General features: G+C 43.9%; 12 protein-coding genes and 1 other RNA gene. 2 read left to right on the forward strand and 11 right to left on the reverse strand.

What is annotated here, in order from left to right:
* Window positions 1–14 precede the first annotated feature (14 nt).
* The 4 genes from ilvD to tgt form a co-directional block, all read right to left on the reverse strand.
* Window positions 15–1,688 (reverse strand): dihydroxy-acid dehydratase, encoded by a 1,674-nt coding sequence (gene ilvD, locus LJE12_RS04270; RefSeq protein ID WP_118521614.1) that lies wholly within the window; start codon window positions 1,686–1,688, stop codon window positions 15–17.
* 107 nt (window positions 1,689–1,795) lie between these two features.
* Window positions 1,796–2,878 (reverse strand): 3-isopropylmalate dehydrogenase, encoded by a 1,083-nt coding sequence (gene leuB / locus LJE12_RS04275; RefSeq protein ID WP_008703487.1) that lies wholly within the window; start codon window positions 2,876–2,878, stop codon window positions 1,796–1,798.
* Between the two features lie 188 nt (window positions 2,879–3,066).
* Window positions 3,067–3,366: a preprotein translocase subunit YajC gene (yajC, locus tag LJE12_RS04280; RefSeq protein ID WP_008703490.1), complete on the reverse strand. Its 300-nt coding sequence runs from the start codon at window positions 3,364–3,366 to the stop codon at window positions 3,067–3,069.
* 248 nt (window positions 3,367–3,614) lie between these two features.
* Window positions 3,615–4,766, reverse strand: a complete 1,152-nt coding sequence (gene tgt / locus LJE12_RS04285; protein WP_008703492.1) for a tRNA guanosine(34) transglycosylase Tgt — start codon at window positions 4,764–4,766, stop codon at window positions 3,615–3,617.
* Window positions 4,767–4,991: 225 nt separating this feature from the next.
* Between tgt and LJE12_RS04290 the strand changes: the two genes are divergently transcribed.
* A complete protein-coding gene (locus LJE12_RS04290; RefSeq protein ID WP_227226797.1) occupies window positions 4,992–9,233 on the forward strand; it encodes a 2-hydroxyacyl-CoA dehydratase in 4,242 nt (1,413 codons plus the stop codon).
* A 101-nt stretch (window positions 9,234–9,334) separates the two neighbouring features.
* Here LJE12_RS04290 and LJE12_RS04295 read toward each other — a convergent pair whose 3' ends face one another.
* From LJE12_RS04295 to LJE12_RS04320, 6 genes are all read right to left on the reverse strand, one after another.
* Entirely contained in the window at window positions 9,335–10,963 is a 1,629-nt protein-coding gene (locus LJE12_RS04295) for a putative polysaccharide biosynthesis protein (protein ID WP_055058071.1), read from the reverse strand.
* Between the two features lie 45 nt (window positions 10,964–11,008).
* Window positions 11,009–11,683, reverse strand: coding sequence for a uracil-DNA glycosylase (ung, locus tag LJE12_RS04300; RefSeq protein WP_008703498.1), 675 nt, complete (start codon window positions 11,681–11,683; stop codon window positions 11,009–11,011).
* 32 nt (window positions 11,684–11,715) lie between these two features.
* Complete coding sequence (gene hisF, locus LJE12_RS04305) at window positions 11,716–12,474, reverse strand: imidazole glycerol phosphate synthase subunit HisF (protein WP_008703500.1); 759 nt, start codon at window positions 12,472–12,474, stop codon at window positions 11,716–11,718.
* 1 nt (window position 12,475) lies between these two features.
* Window positions 12,476–13,114 carry an imidazole glycerol phosphate synthase subunit HisH gene (gene hisH, locus LJE12_RS04310; protein WP_008703502.1) on the reverse strand — a complete coding sequence of 213 codons (639 nt, stop codon included), beginning with the start codon at window positions 13,112–13,114 and terminating at the stop codon, window positions 12,476–12,478.
* 245 nt (window positions 13,115–13,359) lie between these two features.
* On the reverse strand, window positions 13,360–14,904 hold the full coding sequence (locus tag LJE12_RS04315; RefSeq protein WP_227226796.1) for a sensor histidine kinase: 1,545 nt from the start codon (window positions 14,902–14,904) through the stop codon (window positions 13,360–13,362).
* Window positions 14,901–15,581 (reverse strand): response regulator transcription factor, encoded by a 681-nt coding sequence (locus LJE12_RS04320; RefSeq protein ID WP_020993968.1) that lies wholly within the window; start codon window positions 15,579–15,581, stop codon window positions 14,901–14,903. The genes LJE12_RS04315 and LJE12_RS04320 overlap by 4 nt, the downstream gene beginning before the upstream one ends.
* 406 nt (window positions 15,582–15,987) lie before the next feature.
* Between LJE12_RS04320 and ssrA the strand changes: the two genes are divergently transcribed.
* Window positions 15,988–16,336: a transfer-messenger RNA gene (gene ssrA / locus LJE12_RS04325) on the forward strand.
* 35 nt (window positions 16,337–16,371) lie between these two features.
* Here the strand turns inward: ssrA and LJE12_RS04330 are convergent.
* The gene (locus tag LJE12_RS04330; RefSeq protein WP_227226795.1) at window positions 16,372–17,379 is read right to left on the reverse strand and encodes an aldo/keto reductase; all 1,008 of its coding nucleotides are present in this window, start codon (window positions 17,377–17,379) and stop codon (window positions 16,372–16,374) included.
* Between the last annotated feature and the right edge of the window lie 64 nt (window positions 17,380–17,443).

Consider the following 17,443-nt stretch of genomic DNA (forward strand, 5'->3'; position numbering starts at 1 on the left):
GTACTTGTTCATCTTTATTTTGCTTTTGGTACCTCAAGGATCGCTCCTCTGTTTCCGGAGGTTACCATGGCAGCATATCTTGCAAGATATCCTGTTGTTACCTTTGGCTCACGAGGCTGCCATTTAGCTTTTCTTGCCTGCATTTCTTCATCGGAAACCTTGATCTCCAGTTTCAGTTCCGGAATGTTGATGCTGATGATATCCCCTTCTTCAACAAGTGCGATCGGTCCGCCGACTGCTGCTTCCGGTGATACGTGTCCGATGGATGCTCCTCTGGATGCACCGCTGAAACGTCCGTCTGTGATCAGGGCTACAGAAGATCCCAGTCCCATACCTGCGATCGCAGATGTAGGGTTCAGCATTTCTCTCATGCCAGGACCGCCTTTCGGTCCTTCGTAACGGATAACTACTACGTCACCCTCTACGATCTTGCCGCCTTTGATAGCTGCGATTGCATCTTCTTCACAGTCAAAGACTCTTGCAGGTCCTTCATGGACCATCATCTCTTCTACAACTGCAGAACGTTTTACAACACCACCGTCCGGTGCAAGGTTACCCTTAAGAACTGCAAGTCCGCCTGTCTGGCTGTATGGATTGTCAATCGGTCTGATAACTTCAGGATTTAAGTTTACACAGTCTTTGATGTTCTCGCCTACTGTCTTGCCTGTGACTGTCATGCACTCAGTATGAAGAAGTCCCTTCTTATTCAGTTCGTTCATAACTGCATATACACCGCCAGCTTCGTTCAGGTCTTCCATGTATGTCGGGCCTGCAGGTGCAAGGTGGCAGAGGTTTGGAGTCTTTGCACTGATTTCATTTGCAAAGCTGATATCAAAGTCCATTCCGATCTCATGAGCGATAGCCGGAAGGTGAAGCATACTGTTTGTGGAGCATCCAAGTGCCATGTCTACTGTCAGGGCATTGAGGATTGCTTCCTTTGTCATGATATCTCTTGGACGGATGTTCTTTCTGTACATTTCCATAACCTGCATACCTGCATGTTTTGCAAGACGGATACGTTCGGAATATACAGCAGGAATAGTTCCGTTTCCTTTCAGGCCCATACCAAGAACCTCTGTCAGACAGTTCATGGAGTTTGCTGTGTACATACCGGAACAGGATCCGCATGTAGGACATGTTTTCATTTCACATTCTGTCAGGCCGTCCTCATCAAGCTTGCCTGCTGCGTAAGCACCTACTGCCTCGAACATACTGGAAAGACTTGTCTTGTGTCCGTTCAGATGTCCGGCAAGCATTGGACCGCCGCTTACAAATACAGTAGGAACATTCAGTCTGGCTGCTGCCATCAGAAGTCCGGGTACGTTCTTGTCACAGTTTGGAATCATTACCAGTGCATCAAACTGATGTGCCATTGCCATAGCTTCTGTGGAATCTGCGATCAGGTCTCTGGTAACCAGAGAATATTTCATTCCAACGTGTCCCATTGCAATACCGTCACATACTGCGATTGCCGGGAACATAACAGGTGTACCGCCTGCCATTGCCACACCAAGCTTAACTGCCTGTGTGATCTTGTCAAGGTTCATATGACCTGGTACGATTTCATTGTAAGAACTTACGATACCTACCAGAGGTCTGTCCATTTCTTCTTTTGTCATTCCAAGAGCATTAAACAGGGAACGGTGAGGTGCCTGCTGTGTGCCTGTTTTTACTGCATCACTTCTCATTGTTTTATTTCCTCTTTTCTTACTGTTTTATTTATTTTTAATGATTCAACCGAAATTCCTGACTCCGTAATCTGCCTGCGCCGACTGAATCCTCTTAATATCAATTCTTACAGAGCTGCTGCGATCAGATCGCCCATTTCCTTTGTTCCTACAAGCTTGCATCCCTCTGACATGATATCACCTGTGCGGTATCCCTCTGTCAGGACTTTCTGTACTGCTGCTTCTACTGCATCTGCTTCTTTATCCATATCAAGGGAGAAGCGAAGCATCATTGCTGCGGAAAGAATGGTTGCAATAGGGTTTGCCTTATCCTGTCCTGCAATATCAGGTGCAGAACCATGGCTTGGCTCATAGAGACCGAATTTTGTCTCATTTAAGCTTGCAGATGAAAGCATTCCGATGGAGCCTGTTACCATACTTGCCTCGTCTGAAAGGATATCTCCGAACATATTCTCTGTCAGGATAACATCGAACTGTTTTGGATCACGTACAAGCTGCATTGCGCAGTTGTCAACCAGCATATGCTCTAAGGTAACATCCGGATAGTCTTTGGCAACTTCCTCTACCACTTTTCTCCAGAGTCTGGAAGAATCCAGAACATTTGCCTTATCTACGCTTGTCACTTTATTTCTTCTCTTACGTGCGATCTCAAATGCTTTGATGGCAATACGGCGGATTTCGTTTTCGTTATAGGAAAGTGTATCAATCGCTTTCTTCACGCCATTCTCTTCAATTGTCTGACGTTCTCCGAAATACAGGCCGCCTGTAAGCTCACGTACAATGATCATGTCAAATCCGTCTCCGATAATCTCATCGCGGAGAGGGCACGCTTTTCTCAGCTCATTGTAAAGGTAAGCCGGTCTTAAGTTTGCAAAAAGATTTAATGCCTTACGGATTGCAAGAAGTCCTGCTTCCGGGCGTTTGGACGGCTCAAGCTTATACCATGGAGAAGTTTTTGCATCTCCGCCAATAGAGCCCATCAGTACGGCGTCTGATGATTTGGCAGTGGCAATTGCCTCATCAGTAAGGGGTACGCCGTGTACATCGATGGATGCGCCGCCTAACAGAACTTCTGAATAGGAAAAGCTGTGTCCATATTTCTCGCATACCTTGTCCAGTACTTTCTTTGCTTCTCTTACGATTTCCGGTCCGATTCCGTCGCCGGGGATCAATGCAATCTTATAATCCATAATAATTTCCTCCAAAAATACTCTAATTGCGTAATTGTTATTATAATAACGCACTTTCCGACAGATTTCAACCTATTAAAGTGAAAAAATACAAAAGTGCTGTTTTCCGGAGATTTTACTGTAAAAATAAAAAAACAGAACCACAGCCATCACTGACTATAGGTTCCGCTTTTTTCATATCTCTTTCATTATTCGGCAGCGCTTCCGGCTTTCTCAACTTCAGCGATTGCCTGTTTTCTCATTGGAATACGGCAGTTTTTGTTGTTACCGAATTCTACGATCACGTCTTCTTCTGTCATGTCAATGACAACGCCATAAAAGCCGCCGGTAGTAACAATGCTGTCGCCAACTTCCATGTCATTTAACATTGCCTGAAGTCTCTTCTGCTCTTTTTTCTGAGGGCGAAGCATTAAGAAGTACATAATTCCGAACAGTACTACCATCCAGACAATAGCGCCAACCATACCCATTCCGCTTGATGCGTTCATTTTGATTCCTCCTGTAACTTTTCCTGTTATTCTGCATATTTGCAGTCCATCATGTATTCACAGACCGTCCTGACGGCTGCTCATACTGAAGAGCTGCTTTGCGATCCACTTATAATCTCCGTTACCTTCTGTATGAAATCTTGTTTTCATGCAGAACAATCTGATTAAAGCGTCACTACACATCATACACAAAAAACCGCTTTACTTCAAGAGTTTTTGGCATATTTAATAATTATTTTATATACAGATTATCTTTTCGAGTTAATTTTTCCCTCTTCAAAGCCTTCCAGCCGCATTTTCTTATATTCTGCGAAGTTTCCTGCATCAAGAGCATCTCGGATTTCTTCCATCATATGATTATAGAAATACAGATTGTGAAGTACACAGAGACGCATTCCCAGCATTTCCTTTGCTTTCAGAAGATGACGGATATAGGCTCTGCTGTAATGCTGGCATGCAGGACACTGACAGCCTTCTTCGATAGGACGTGTGTCCAGTTCATATTTTGCATTGAACAGATTCATCTTTCCATGATTGGTATATACATGTCCATGGCGGCCGTTACGGCTTGGATATACGCAGTCAAAGAAGTCAATACCACGTTCAACACCTTCCAGGATATTTGCCGGTGTTCCCACACCCATCAGGTAAGTAGGTTTATTCTGAGGAAGATAGGGGACTACCGCATCCAGGATCCTGTACATCTCTTCATGGGTTTCTCCAACTGCCAGACCGCCGACAGCATAGCCATCCAGATCCATTTCAGAGATCGCTTTGGCATGCTCAATACGGATATCTTCATAAACAGCACCCTGGTTGATTCCAAACAGAAGCTGTTCTTTGTTAATGGTATCCGGCAGACTGTTCAGTCTCGCCATTTCCGCTTTACAGCGGGCAAGCCATCGTGTGGTTCTGTCTACAGACTTCTGCACATAATCCCTGTCAGCCACACTGCTGGGACATTCATCAAATGCCATGGCAATAGTGGAAGCAAGATTGGACTGGATCTGCATACTCTCTTCCGGACCCATAAAGATCTTATGCCCGTCAATATGGGAGTTAAAATAGACTCCCTCTTCTTTGATCTTTCTCAGCTTTGCAAGGGAAAATACCTGGAATCCGCCTGAGTCTGTAAGGATTGGTTTGTCCCATACCATAAATTTATGAAGGCCACCTAACTGCTTTACTATTTTATCACCCGGACGCACATGAAGATGATAAGTATTTGATAATTCTACCTGTGTTCCGATCTGCTGTAAATCCATGGTGGATACAGCGCCTTTAATCGCACCGATCGTTCCCACATTCATAAAAACAGGAGTCTGGATCGTACCATGCACTGTATGAAATTCTGCACGCTTGGCACGGCCTTCTGTTTTAAGAAGTTTATATTCTGCCATTTTTTCTCTCCTCTTGATAAAAATCACTTTTTCTATTATATCCCGAAATAGCTGAATTTTCAACTGCAAATAAGGTAATCATTGGTAAAGTTTCATATTGTCTTTTCCAGACCGTTAGCGTATAATATTACGGAATATTCATATCTGGAAATAGATATTTTAATAGGAAAGAATTACTTCAATATTTTTTCTTTTATACAGAAAGAGGAGGCTTGAATTTACTTTATGAATTACAAAACACTTGGAATTGACATTGGTTCCACTACTGTAAAAATCGCGATTCTGGACGAGAATGAAAATCTTATTTTCGCAGATTACAAGCGCCATTTCGCCAACATTCAGGAAACCCTTGCAGACCTTCTTCAGGAAGCCTTTGACCAGTATGGCGAGATGACTCTCCATCCTGTGATCACAGGTTCCGGCGGTCTGACCCTTGCCAACCATCTGGGCGTTCCTTTTACCCAGGAGGTTATTGCAGTTTCTACTTCTCTGCAGAAGCTGGCACCAAAGACAGATGTTGCCATCGAGCTTGGTGGTGAGGATGCCAAGATCATTTATTTCGAAAACGGAAACGTAGAACAGCGTATGAACGGTATCTGTGCAGGCGGTACCGGTTCTTTCATCGACCAGATGGCTTCTCTTCTCCAGACAGATGCCACAGGTCTGAATGAATATGCCAAAGATTACAAAGCGCTCTACCCGATTGCTGCCCGCTGCGGTGTTTTCGCCAAAACGGATATCCAGCCGCTGATCAATGACGGTGCAACCAAACCGGATCTGTCAGCTTCTATTTTCCAGGCAGTTGTAAACCAGACCATCTCCGGTCTTGCCTGCGGGAAACCCATTCGTGGACATGTTGCATTCCTGGGTGGTCCGCTTCACTTCCTGTCCGAACTGAGAGAATCCTTTATCCGTACTTTGAAGCTGGATGAGGAACACACCATCATTCCGGAGAACTCCCATCTTTTTGCAGCCATTGGTTCTGCATTAAATGCAAAAGAAGACAGCTCCATTTCCCTGACAGAAATGAAAGACAGACTCCGCAATTCCATTAAGCTGGATTTTGAAGTAGAACGTATGGAACCACTTTTCGCTTCTCAGGAAGAATACGATGCATTTGCAAAACGTCAGAGTTCCTACAAAGTAAAAACAGGAGATCTGGCTACATATAAAGGAAACTGCTATCTGGGTATTGATGCAGGTTCCACCACAACCAAAACTGCACTGGTAGGCGAAGATGGAACACTTCTCTATTCCTTTTACAGCAGCAACAACGGAAACCCGTTAAAAACTACCATCCGTTCTATTAAAGAAATCTATGAACTGCTTCCCAAAGACGCAAAGATCGCTTATTCCTGTTCTACAGGTTACGGCGAGGCTCTGATTAAGGCTGCTCTGATCCTGGATGAGGGCGAGGTTGAGACCGTATCCCATTACTATGCAGCAGCGTTTTTTGACCCGGAGGTAGACTGTATCCTGGATATCGGCGGACAGGATATGAAATGTATCAAGATCCGCAACAAGACCGTTGACAGCGTACAGTTAAATGAAGCATGCTCCTCCGGATGCGGTTCCTTTATTGAAACCTTTGCCAAATCCCTGAATTATACAGTACAGGATTTCGCAAAAGCTGCTGTTTTTGCACAGCATCCTATAGATCTTGGTACCAGATGTACTGTTTTCATGAATTCCAAGGTAAAGCAGGCGCAGAAAGAGGGAGCTGAGGTTTCCGATATTTCCGCAGGTCTTGCTTACTCTGTTATCAAAAATGCTCTGTATAAGGTTATCAAGGTTTCTGACGCTTCCGAACTTGGCAAGCACATCGTTGTACAGGGTGGTACCTTCTACAATGATGCGGTTCTTCGAAGCTTCGAAAAGATTGCAGGCTGCGAAGCCATCCGTCCGGATATCGCCGGAATCATGGGTGCCTTCGGTGCCGCACTGATTGCCCGCGAACGCCATCAGGAAGGTGCAGAAACGACTATGCTCTCCATTGATAAGATTAACGAGCTGAAATATACAACTTCTATGGCAAACTGTCGTGGATGTACCAATAACTGCCGTCTGACTATCAACAAATTCTCCGGAGGCCGTCAGTATGTAAGCGGTAACCGCTGCGAGCGTGGTATTGGCAAGGAAAAGAACAAAGATCATATTCCGAATCTTTATGAATACAAATATAAACGTATTTTCTCCTACACACCGCTTACTGCTGATAAGGCATCCAGAGGTAAAGTAGGTATCCCGCGTGTTCTGAATATGTTTGAGAATTATCCTTTCTGGTATACTTTCTTTACAGAACTGAAGTATGAGGTTGTGCTCTCTCCTACTTCCACCAGAAAGATTTATGAGCTGGGTATTGAATCCATTCCAAGTGAATCCGAATGCTACCCTGCCAAACTTGCACATGGCCATGTAACCTGGCTGATCCGCAATGGTGTGAAATTTATTTTCTACCCTTGTATTCCATATGAACGTAACGAGTTCCCGGATGCAGTCAATCACTATAACTGCCCGATCGTTACCTCTTATGCCGAAAATATCAAGAATAACGTAGACGAATTAAATGATCCGTCCATTACCTTCCGCAATCCCTTCCTTGCATTTACTTCTGAGGAAATTCTGGCAAATCGTCTGGTAGAGGAATTTAAGGATATCCCGGCTGAAGAAATCAAAGCTGCTGTGCATAAGGGCTGGGAAGAAATGGCTGCTGCACGCCGCGATGTACAGAAAAAAGGGGAAGAAACCCTGAAATACCTGGAAGAGACAGGTCGCCATGGTATTGTTCTTGCAGGCCGTCCATACCACATTGACCCAGAAATCCATCATGGTATCCCGGATCTGATCAACAGCTATGGTATTGCCGTACTTACTGAGGATTCCATCTCTCATCTGGCACCTGTGGAACGCCCGATCCGCGTCAATGACCAGTGGATGTACCACTCCAGACTGTATGCTGCCGCAAACTATGTAAAGACACGTGATGATCTGGATCTGATCCAGCTTAATTCTTTCGGATGTGGTCTGGATGCAGTTACTACTGACGAGGTTTATGAAATCCTTGACGGAAGTGACAAAATCTATACCTGCTTAAAGATTGACGAGGTAAATAACCTTGGTGCTGCAAGAATCCGTATCCGTTCCCTGATCGCAGCGATCCGCGCGAAGAAAGCACAAGGACAGAAACGTACTGTCAAACCTGCTTCCATTGATAAAGTATCCTTTACAAAGGAAATGAGAAAGGAATATACCATCCTCTGCCCGCAGATGTCACCGTTCCATTTCAGCCTCCTGCAGGCAGCATTCAATTCCTGCGGATACAACCTGGAGGTGCTTCCGAATGACAATAAGCATGCAGTGGATGTTGGTCTGAAATATGTAAACAATGACGCCTGCTATCCGTCTCTGATCGTTGTGGGACAGATCATGGATGCTCTGCTTTCCGGTAAATATGACCTGAACAAAACGGCCGTTGTCATGTCACAGACAGGTGGCGGATGTCGTGCTTCCAACTATATCGCATTTATACGACGCGCATTAAAGAAAGCCGGTATGGAACAGATTCCGGTTATCTCTGTTAACTTAAGCGGTCTGGAAAGCAATCCCGGATTCAAACTTACGCTTCCATTAGTGAAGAAAGTTGCTTACGGTGCCGTATTCGGAGATATCCTGATGAAATGCGTATATCGTATGCGTCCTTATGAACTGGAAGAAGGAATCGTAAACAGGAAACATAAAATCTGGGAACAGCGTGTGATTTCTTTCTTAAGCGGAAGCAGTATCAGCCACAGCCAGTTTAAGAAAATGTGCCGCGAAATGGTTCACGAATTTGATACCATTCCGATCAGTGATGTGAAAAAGCCTCGTGTCGGCATCGTAGGTGAGATCCTTGTCAAGTTCCTGCCTGCTGCAAATAATCATCTGGCAGAGCTTCTGGAATCTGAAGGCGCTGAGGCAGTTGTACCGGATCTGATCGATTTCATGTGCTACTGCTTCTATAATCAGAACTTTAAGGTAGAAAATCTTGGATTCAAGAAGTCCAAGGCAACCATGGCAAACTGGGGAATCAAAGCAATCGAATGGGTGAGAAAGCCTGCAAGCGAAGCTCTTGCACAGAGCCGCCATTTTGCACCGCCTGCTGATATCAGAGATCTGGCAAAAATGGCATCTCCGATCGTTTCCACCGGAAACCAGACAGGTGAGGGATGGTTCCTGACAGGTGAGATGATGGAACTGATCCATGGAGATGTTCCGAATATTGTTTGTATCCAGCCTTTCGGATGTCTGCCGAACCACATTGTAGGTAAGGGTGTTATCAAAGAGATCCGCAGAGAATATCCGACAGCCAATATTGTAGCCATCGATTATGACCCGGGTGCAAGTGAAGTTAACCAGCTCAACCGAATCAAACTGATGCTCTCCACAGCTCAAAAAAACCTGAAAAAAGCAGAAAAGAAAGACGCCTAAAATAAAAGAGTTATATTTCAGAAATTTTAAATGTGTTTCTATTTCAGAAATACATTTAAACCATGAAATATAACTCTTTTATTTTTTATAACTTCTGTTTTTTAATTATTCTGCCAGAACGGAAGTTTCTCTGCAATCCTTATCAGATAGCTTCCACCCGGAATTCTTCTAAGCTGTGATTCTGACGGCTTGCTGATGATCAGGTAAGCAAACAGATAAACAACCGCAGCAACAGGAATGGAAACAATCAGACAAATGAAATTGGATTTTACAAAAATGTTCAGTCCATAGCAGATACAGCCTGCAACAATTCCCATGGGAACAGATGCAAGAACAGGATACAGATATCCTTCTTTCCATGGATTCTTATACTGCAGATATTTCTTCATGGCTCTGTCATTTAACACACACACAACCACAGAATAGATCACCATTGCGATCAGCAGTGCATAAACTCCAAGGTTTGTAGTAAACAGCAGCACTACCACTACCACAATATCCACAACCAGTGCGATTGCAGCCGTAATCACCGGAATCCTCTGCTGTCCGATTGCCTGCAGAACTCCATTGGAAATATTTGACATTCCATTGAGCAGGATCGAAAAAGAACCAAGGATCAGCAGGTTGGCTGCCAGTCCTGTGGAATTTCCGTAAAGCAAAAATACAATCGGCTGTGCAAGCACTGCCAGTCCCATGGCACATGGGGCAGAAACTACCATAGAAAGCTGTACGGTCTGGTCAATGCACTCTCTGGTCGCTTCAATGTCTCCGGTGGCATACAGGGCGGAAACTTCCGGAATCATGGAAGTAGGTGCCGTACTGGACAGCGTCAGAGGAATATTGATAATTGTCATAAAGTAAGTAGCATACTCTGCATATAAAATACCAATCTGTGCCGCATCTCCACCTCTTCTTCCCAGAATATCCGAGAAAAGATACCCATTGATATAAGCATTTACATTATAAACAAAGGCGCTGAGAATGATCGGCGAAACAACCAGGATGATCACACGAAAAATCTCTTTGTAGGACTCTTCCTGATGTCTGTGGTCTTTCTCTACCCGGTGCAGGATTTTTCTGCGGTTTACACCATACACCAGAAGCATGAATGCCAATGCAGTCACCACTCCGGCTCCGGTTCCTACTGTGGAACCTGCTGCCCCCCATTTTGCAATGCTGTTCTCTGTTCCATCTGAGAATGCATTGATGAATCCCCAGGCTGCCAGAAGACTGACTGCCGCATTAAATACCTGCTCAATGATCTGGGAGATAGATGTTGGCATCATATTTCTGTATGCCTGAAAATATCCTCTGAATACCCCAAGAATACCGGACAAAAAAATCGTCGGAGCCAGAATCTGAAGTGCCGGAATTGCATCCTTCTGATTCTGAGGGATGATCAGCCCTGCTCCAAAGAGACAGAACAAACCGACCACTCCGCCAATCACCATGGCATAGATCATGGCACCCTTAAAGAACTTATGTGCATTTCTGTAATCCTTCAGAGCAATACGCTCGGAGATCAGCTTGGATACCGCCTGTGGAATACTAAATGATGCGATCATCAGAAGGATCATATAGGCATTCTGCGCAAGGCTTGTATAGCCCATTCCAAGGCTTCCTATAATATTGGAAAGGGGACTCTTGTACAGAAGGCCGATCACCTTGGAGATCATAGCTGCAATCATCAGAAAGGATGCATTTTTTACTAAATTGTTTTTCTGATTCATGTTATCACTGTGTGTCTTTTACCTGACTACACATTACCTCTTTTCTTATATATTTTCTATCTGCCAGTCGATTGGTTCCAGACCATTGGCAACAAGAAATTCGTTTGTTTTACTGAAATGTTTACATCCGAAAAATCCCCTGTAAGCAGACAGAGGACTTGGATGAGGTGCCTCCAGAATCAGATGCTTCGGATTATTCAGCATGGATTTTTTCATCTGCGCCGGACGTCCCCAGAGCAGAAATACAATAGGACGGTCCTGCTCATTCAGAACCTGGATCGCAGCATCCGTAAACTGCTCCCAGCCGATTCCCCTGTGTGAATTTGCCTGATGAGCACGTACAGTCAGAACTGTGTTCAGAAGAAGCACCCCCTGCTTTGCCCACTTCTCCAGATAACCATTATTGGGGATATAACATCCGCAATCATCATGAAGCTCCTGATAAATATTCACCAGGGACGGCGGAGTCTCCACTCCTCTCTTTACGGAAAAACAAAGCCCATGAGCCTGCCCGTCATTATGATAGGGATCCTGTCCCAGGATTACTACCTTCACTTCGTTTAACGGTGTAAAATGAAATGCATTAAACAGATCATCCGCAGGAGGAAAAATCTTCCTGGTCTGATATTCTGTCATCACCGTTTTATATAATTTCGCATAATACGGCTGGTGAAACTCTCCCTTCAGGGCTTCCAGCCAGTCACCTGAAATTGCTGACATACCTTATCCTTCACCTCTTATATTTTTCGTGGTCATCGTCTGACAGAAATTCCCCTGTCAGACAGATAATCCTTCACCTGAGAAATCTCCAGTTCTTTATAATGAAACAAAGACGCAGCCAGTGCAGCATCTGCTCCCCCTTCGGTCAGTGCATCATAAAAATGCTCCAGTGTACCTGCACCGCCTGATGCGATCACAGGAATGGAGACAGCATCAGCAATTGCTCTGGTAAGAGCCAGATCATATCCTGCTTTTGTACCGTCACAGTCCATACTGGTAAGAAGGATTTCCCCTGCGCCCAAAGCTTCCACTTTCTTTGCCCACTCTATGGCATCAATCCCTGTATCCAGTCTTCCGCCATGTTTGTAAATATTCCATCCGCCGTCTTCTCTGCGCTTGGCATCAATAGCCACAACTACGCACTGGCTTCCAAACTTGTCAGCCGCCTCACTGATCAGTTCCGGTCTGTCAATTGCTGCAGAATTTACGGAAATCTTATCTGCTCCTTCTCTCAGCAGTTTCTTGAAATCATCTACAGTACGGATACCGCCACCTACTGTAAACGGGATAAATACATTGGCAGCAACCCGTCTTACCATGTCAACTACCGTATCTCTCTGTTCGCAGGATGCTGTAATATCGAGAAACACCAGTTCATCTGCTCCTGCTGCATCATAGGCTTTGGCAATCTCCACCGGATCACCCGCATCGCGAAGCTGCACAAAATTTACGCCCTTTACCACACGTCCGTTATTTACATCCAGGCAGGGAATAATTCTCTTTGTAAACATCTTATTTTCCCTCCTTCTCAGTATTGCCGTCTTTTCCCACAGCAGCAAAATTTTCAAGTATCTTCAGTCCCCATTTGCTGCTCTTTTCCGGATGGAACTGGCAGGCAAATACATTGTCCTTTTCTACGGAAGCATGAATACAGGTGCTGTATTCTGTAGTAGCCTTTACAATCTCAGGCTCCTCTGCCTGCAGATAATAGGAATGCACAAAATATACATAGGTCTGTTCCGGGATTCCCTGAAACAGTCTGCCATTATTCTGAAAATGCAGGGAATTCCATCCCATATGTGGAATCTTAAGCCCGGGCGCAGGCGGAATCTTAACAATTTTCCCTTTCAGGATTCCAAGGCCTTCCACCCCCGGTGTCTCCTCGCTGCTTTCAAAAAGGAGCTGAAGTCCCAGGCAGATTCCAAGAAATGGCGTCTTCTTCTCTACAATCTCATGGATCACAGGTACAAGTCCGTATGTATGAAGATTCTCCATCGCCTGTCCAAAGCTTCCCACGCCCGGCAGGATTACTTTATCCGCATTTAACAAAGTCTGCGGATCGCGGGTTACTGTTGTTTCTTCCCCAAGATAATGAAGTGCTTTTTCTACACTTTTAATATTTCCGGCATCATAGTCAATTATTGCAATCATGTTATCCTCCTGATGTCATTATCTGTTTTCCTCATTATGGTAATCCAAAGTTTTTCCGGATCACATGTCAGACCGGAATAAAATATCCGATCAAAACGCTCCAATACAGTATAACCCAAAAACAGACAGTTGCAAAGTGCTTTCTTTGCTTCTGTCTGTTTTTATTCCGATCATACTACCAGTTACTGTTCACTCCATTCACAGTAACACGCTTCTCACTACGTTCACAATACCCGGATATCTTATCACTGCCTGCAATCCAGAGTGAACCAGAACTCCACGCCATTATCATAATTGCATACCCCATATTTCTGGTTCATACTCTCAATGATTGCCTTAACAATTGAAAGTCCGATACCACTTCCGCCATATTCTCTTGTCCGGGCCTTATCTACTTTGTAGAATTTATTCCAGAGATTTGGGATATCCACTTCTGGAATCGGAGTACCTGTATTAAATACGGTTACTTTCACACAGTCCTCTTCCTGAAGAACCTTAATTTCTACTTTTCGTTCTCCCTCCAGATGGTTCAGTGCATTGCTTGTATAATTGGTCACAACCTCTTCAATCTTAAACTCATCCGCCCATACATATACAGGTTCTGTTTCTTCAAAAATCACAGTTGCTTCTTTCTGTTCGATCATAATATGCATGGAACCAAGTACACCCCTGATCAGAGATACAATGTCAAATCTTTCCATCACCGGGGCATCTTTACCGGATTCCAGCTGATTCAGCGTCAGCAGGTTTTTGACCAGCTTGTTCATCTTTGAAGCCTCATCCATAATAACTTCACAGTAAAATTCCCTGCTTTCCGGATCATCGGAAATATTTTCATTCAGCCCCTCTGCATATCCCTGGATCAATGCAATAGGAGTTTTCAGCTCATGAGAAACATTATCAAGAAATTCCTTACGCATCTCATCAATTTTAATCTTATCTTCTATATCTTTCTGAAGCTTGTTATTAGCCGATTTCAACTCTGAGATCGTGCTCTCAAGTTTTCTGGACATTTTGTTAAAGTTATCGCCAAGTACATCAATCTCATTACCTGCCCTGCTTTGATATCTGGCATCAAAATCCAGATCAGACATCTTCTCTGATAATTTGGTCAGTTCACTGATCGGGCGGGTAATACGATTTGTCATCACAAGAATCACAATACCGCTGATCACAATTATGATTATTCCTACAATGAAGTAAAAACTGTTGGAAATAGATGCACTTTCCTCAATACTTTCCAGAGGAGAACGGATCAGGAAATAGTAACCATTATCAAATTGTCCCCAGCATTCCACATACTCCATGCCTGCAAAGCGGTCATGCACCTGCCACATGGTACAGGTATCTGTCTTTTTAAGCACACGACTGTGCTGCATATCCTGATCCAGATCATTAATATACCCAAACAGCTTACTGCGGAGCATTTTTGCCATATTATTCTCTCCCCAGTAATAATAACCGCTGTTTTCCTCATTTACTATGATCCAGGTAAGGTTATTTCTGGAACTGCTCCTCTCAATCTCATCCGAAATCTCATCTGTTGCCCCTTTTTTGTCCTCTTCTATATCTGTATCATACTGCAGGATGTCATCCAGATTCATCTGAGATAACACTTCTTTTGCCTCCTCCAGCACTTCTACTTTTTTGGATACATAATATTTTTCAAGAAAAAGACCATTGATCAGTGTAATGGTAAAGATTGAAAGCAGTAACAGACATATAAACACTACTGAAATCTGATGTTGCAGAGTATGAAATTTTTTATCTGTTTTTCCGGTTCCTGTCATTCGTCTACCTCAAACTTGTATCCCATACCCCATACAGTCTTTATATATTCACCTTTATCTCCCATTTTACTTCTGAGCTTCTTAACATGGGTATCAATCGTACGTGCATCTCCAAAGTAGTCATAATTCCATACAGAATTCAGGATCTTTTCTCTGGAAAGTGCGATTCCCTGATTCTCCAGAAAATATGTCAGAAGTTCAAATTCCTTAAAACTCAGTTCCATAGGCTTACCATCCACAGTAGCCAGATGTGCTGCTTTATCTATGACAATGCCGCCTGCTGAAATCACATCTTCCGGATTATTCTGACCTGTACGTCTCAGAATTGCCTCCACTCTTGCAACAAGGATTTTCGGACTGAATGGTTTAGAGATGTATTCATCTACGCCCAGATCAAATCCAAGAAGCTCATCTCTCTCATCACTTCTTGCAGTCAGCATAATGATCGGAACTTTTGAGTTCTTGCGAATCTCACGGCAAACTTCCCATCCATCCATCTTCGGCATCATGACATCCAAAATGATCAGTGCGATGTCCTTCTCCTCATAAAAGATATCCATGGCTTCTTCACCATTACCGGCTTCCAGTACCTGGAAATTCTTCTTTGTCAGGAAATCCTTTACCAGCTTTCTCATGCGGCTCTCATCGTCCACCACCAGGATTTTTAATGTATCCATTTGATCCCCTCCGTTTTTCTTCATTATTTTCCGAAACAGTTTTTACTTTTTATTTATACTGTTTTCCGAGTATTGTTAAAATCCACGACTGTTCAGCGCCTTTACAGCCACAGCGCAAAATCCGGGAAAATCGCCCTCAGCAACAGATTTTATCTTTCATATGGTTACTATAGCAGAGATTTATGTAAGATTTGTGAACATATGACAGAAAAATTATAAGTATTGCTGTTCACAACACCAAATAGCCTTAAATATAAAAATCTTCTTGACAAATTCTGTTTTTATTTCTATACTGTTAATCAGTCGATATATCTTATATAATGAATGATATATCAATATTAAAAAGTGCTTTCGTCTCATCACCAGTGCTGTTTTATGAAAAAACAGCGTTGCAGACTCATTTTCAGGGCTTGTACTGGTTTCGACGGGGGCTTTGAAGTTGGGGAAGCCATCCGCAGACTCCCAGACTGCGTACCAACCGGGAAACTAAATATAAACGCAGACGAACAGTACGCGTTAGCAGCCTAATTGCTGCTCGTCAGCCCTGATGCACTCACACTTCAGGAATCTGACGTCGACCATGTGAGAAACCTTGCCGGGTAAGCTTTGCCCCGGTAGATGTATCATGAAGCTACTAAGGTTGTAAGCCTGTCGGTGGGCGTACATCCAAGGGAATGTTAAAACAGCGACTGTGATGGGAGATGCCTCAATGAATAGGCTTTCGGACGCGGGTTCAATTCCCGCCAGGTCCATAAAAAACATCCACAGGGTAATTCCCTGTGGATGTTTTTTATTCACCAAACTGTTGTGCACATTCTTTCAGCATTTCGCGGATTGGCAGATGGTACGGACATCTGGTTTCACATTTGCCGCATTCTATACAGGCGGAAGCCTTCACCGCAAGAGAACTGTAACGGTTTCTTGCCCAGTCTCCCAGCCCGTAACGTTTAAGATAGCCTGCGAACAGGAACACACCCGAAATATCGATTCCCACACTGCATGGAGCACAGTAATTACATCTGCGGCAGAAATTTGTTCCAAGCTGATTCCGTACTGTCTGAACTTCCTCCAGTTCTTTCTCGCTTAACGGAGAATCATCAAGACAGGCCTTTATATTCTCCTCGATTTCCTTCTCTTCCGCCATTCCCGGGATCACAATAGTAACGTTCTTATTCGAACAGACATAACGCAATGCCAGCGTTCCATTTTCAATTGCACCACCGGCCAGAGGTTTCATATCAATAAAGCCGATGTTTTTCTCCTCACATTTTGAGATCAGCTCTTCCCCCTGACTCTCTACAATATTATATGGAAACATAATAGTTTCCACCCAGTCAAGCTCCAGAGCCCGGGCAAAAACCTCAACAGAATGAGCGGTCAGACCAATATGTCCGATTTTTCCTGCTGCTCTTGCCTCCTGCAGTGCTTCAAGGGCACCACCGGCCGCCTGCACCTGATCAAGCTGTTCCATACTCGGATTATGCACCTGATATAATTCAATATGATCTGTACGAAGATTATGAAGACTCTTCTCAATATCTTCAGCCATAGCTTCCTTTGTACGTGCCATGGACTTTGTGGCAATTATAAATCTGTCCCTGATACCTTCCAGTGCATATCCCAGATATTCTTCACTTACTGTATATCCTCTGGCTGTATCAATATAATTCACTCCCTGATCTGCCAGCTTATGCAGCAGTGTCTTTGTTCCTTCCGCATCAATTCTCTGAATCGGTATCCCACCAAGACCCATTCTGGAAACCCTGAGACCGGTTTTTCCAAGTGTTACGTATTCCATATTTTTTCTCCTATTCCAATCAAAGATAAAAACTGCCACCGGATCTTACCGATGGCAGTCTGAT

This window comes from Blautia sp. DFI.6.71 (assembly GCF_020593585.1).
In the GTDB taxonomy this organism is placed as follows: domain Bacteria; phylum Bacillota; class Clostridia; order Lachnospirales; family Lachnospiraceae; genus Blautia_A; species Blautia_A wexlerae.

What these genes read in the sequence shown, in the direction of transcription:
- ilvD (WP_118521614.1), bottom strand. Translation starts at nt 1,688, where the DNA reads ATGAGAAGTGATGCAGTAAAAACAGGCACACAGCAGGCACCTCACCGT.
- leuB (WP_008703487.1), bottom strand. Translation starts at nt 2,878, where the DNA reads ATGGATTATAAGATTGCATTGATCCCCGGCGACGGAATCGGACCGGAA.
- yajC (WP_008703490.1), bottom strand. Translation starts at nt 3,366, where the DNA reads ATGAACGCATCAAGCGGAATGGGTATGGTTGGCGCTATTGTCTGGATG.
- tgt (WP_008703492.1), bottom strand. Translation starts at nt 4,766, where the DNA reads ATGGCAGAATATAAACTTCTTAAAACAGAAGGCCGTGCCAAGCGTGCA.
- LJE12_RS04290 (WP_227226797.1), top strand. Translation starts at nt 4,992, where the DNA reads ATGAATTACAAAACACTTGGAATTGACATTGGTTCCACTACTGTAAAA.
- LJE12_RS04295 (WP_055058071.1), bottom strand. Translation starts at nt 10,963, where the DNA reads ATGAATCAGAAAAACAATTTAGTAAAAAATGCATCCTTTCTGATGATT.
- ung (WP_008703498.1), bottom strand. Translation starts at nt 11,683, where the DNA reads ATGTCAGCAATTTCAGGTGACTGGCTGGAAGCCCTGAAGGGAGAGTTT.
- hisF (WP_008703500.1), bottom strand. Translation starts at nt 12,474, where the DNA reads ATGTTTACAAAGAGAATTATTCCCTGCCTGGATGTAAATAACGGACGT.
- hisH (WP_008703502.1), bottom strand. Translation starts at nt 13,114, where the DNA reads ATGATTGCAATAATTGACTATGATGCCGGAAATATTAAAAGTGTAGAA.
- LJE12_RS04315 (WP_227226796.1), bottom strand. Translation starts at nt 14,904, where the DNA reads ATGACAGGAACCGGAAAAACAGATAAAAAATTTCATACTCTGCAACAT.
- LJE12_RS04320 (WP_020993968.1), bottom strand. Translation starts at nt 15,581, where the DNA reads ATGGATACATTAAAAATCCTGGTGGTGGACGATGAGAGCCGCATGAGA.
- LJE12_RS04330 (WP_227226795.1), bottom strand. Translation starts at nt 17,379, where the DNA reads ATGGAATACGTAACACTTGGAAAAACCGGTCTCAGGGTTTCCAGAATG.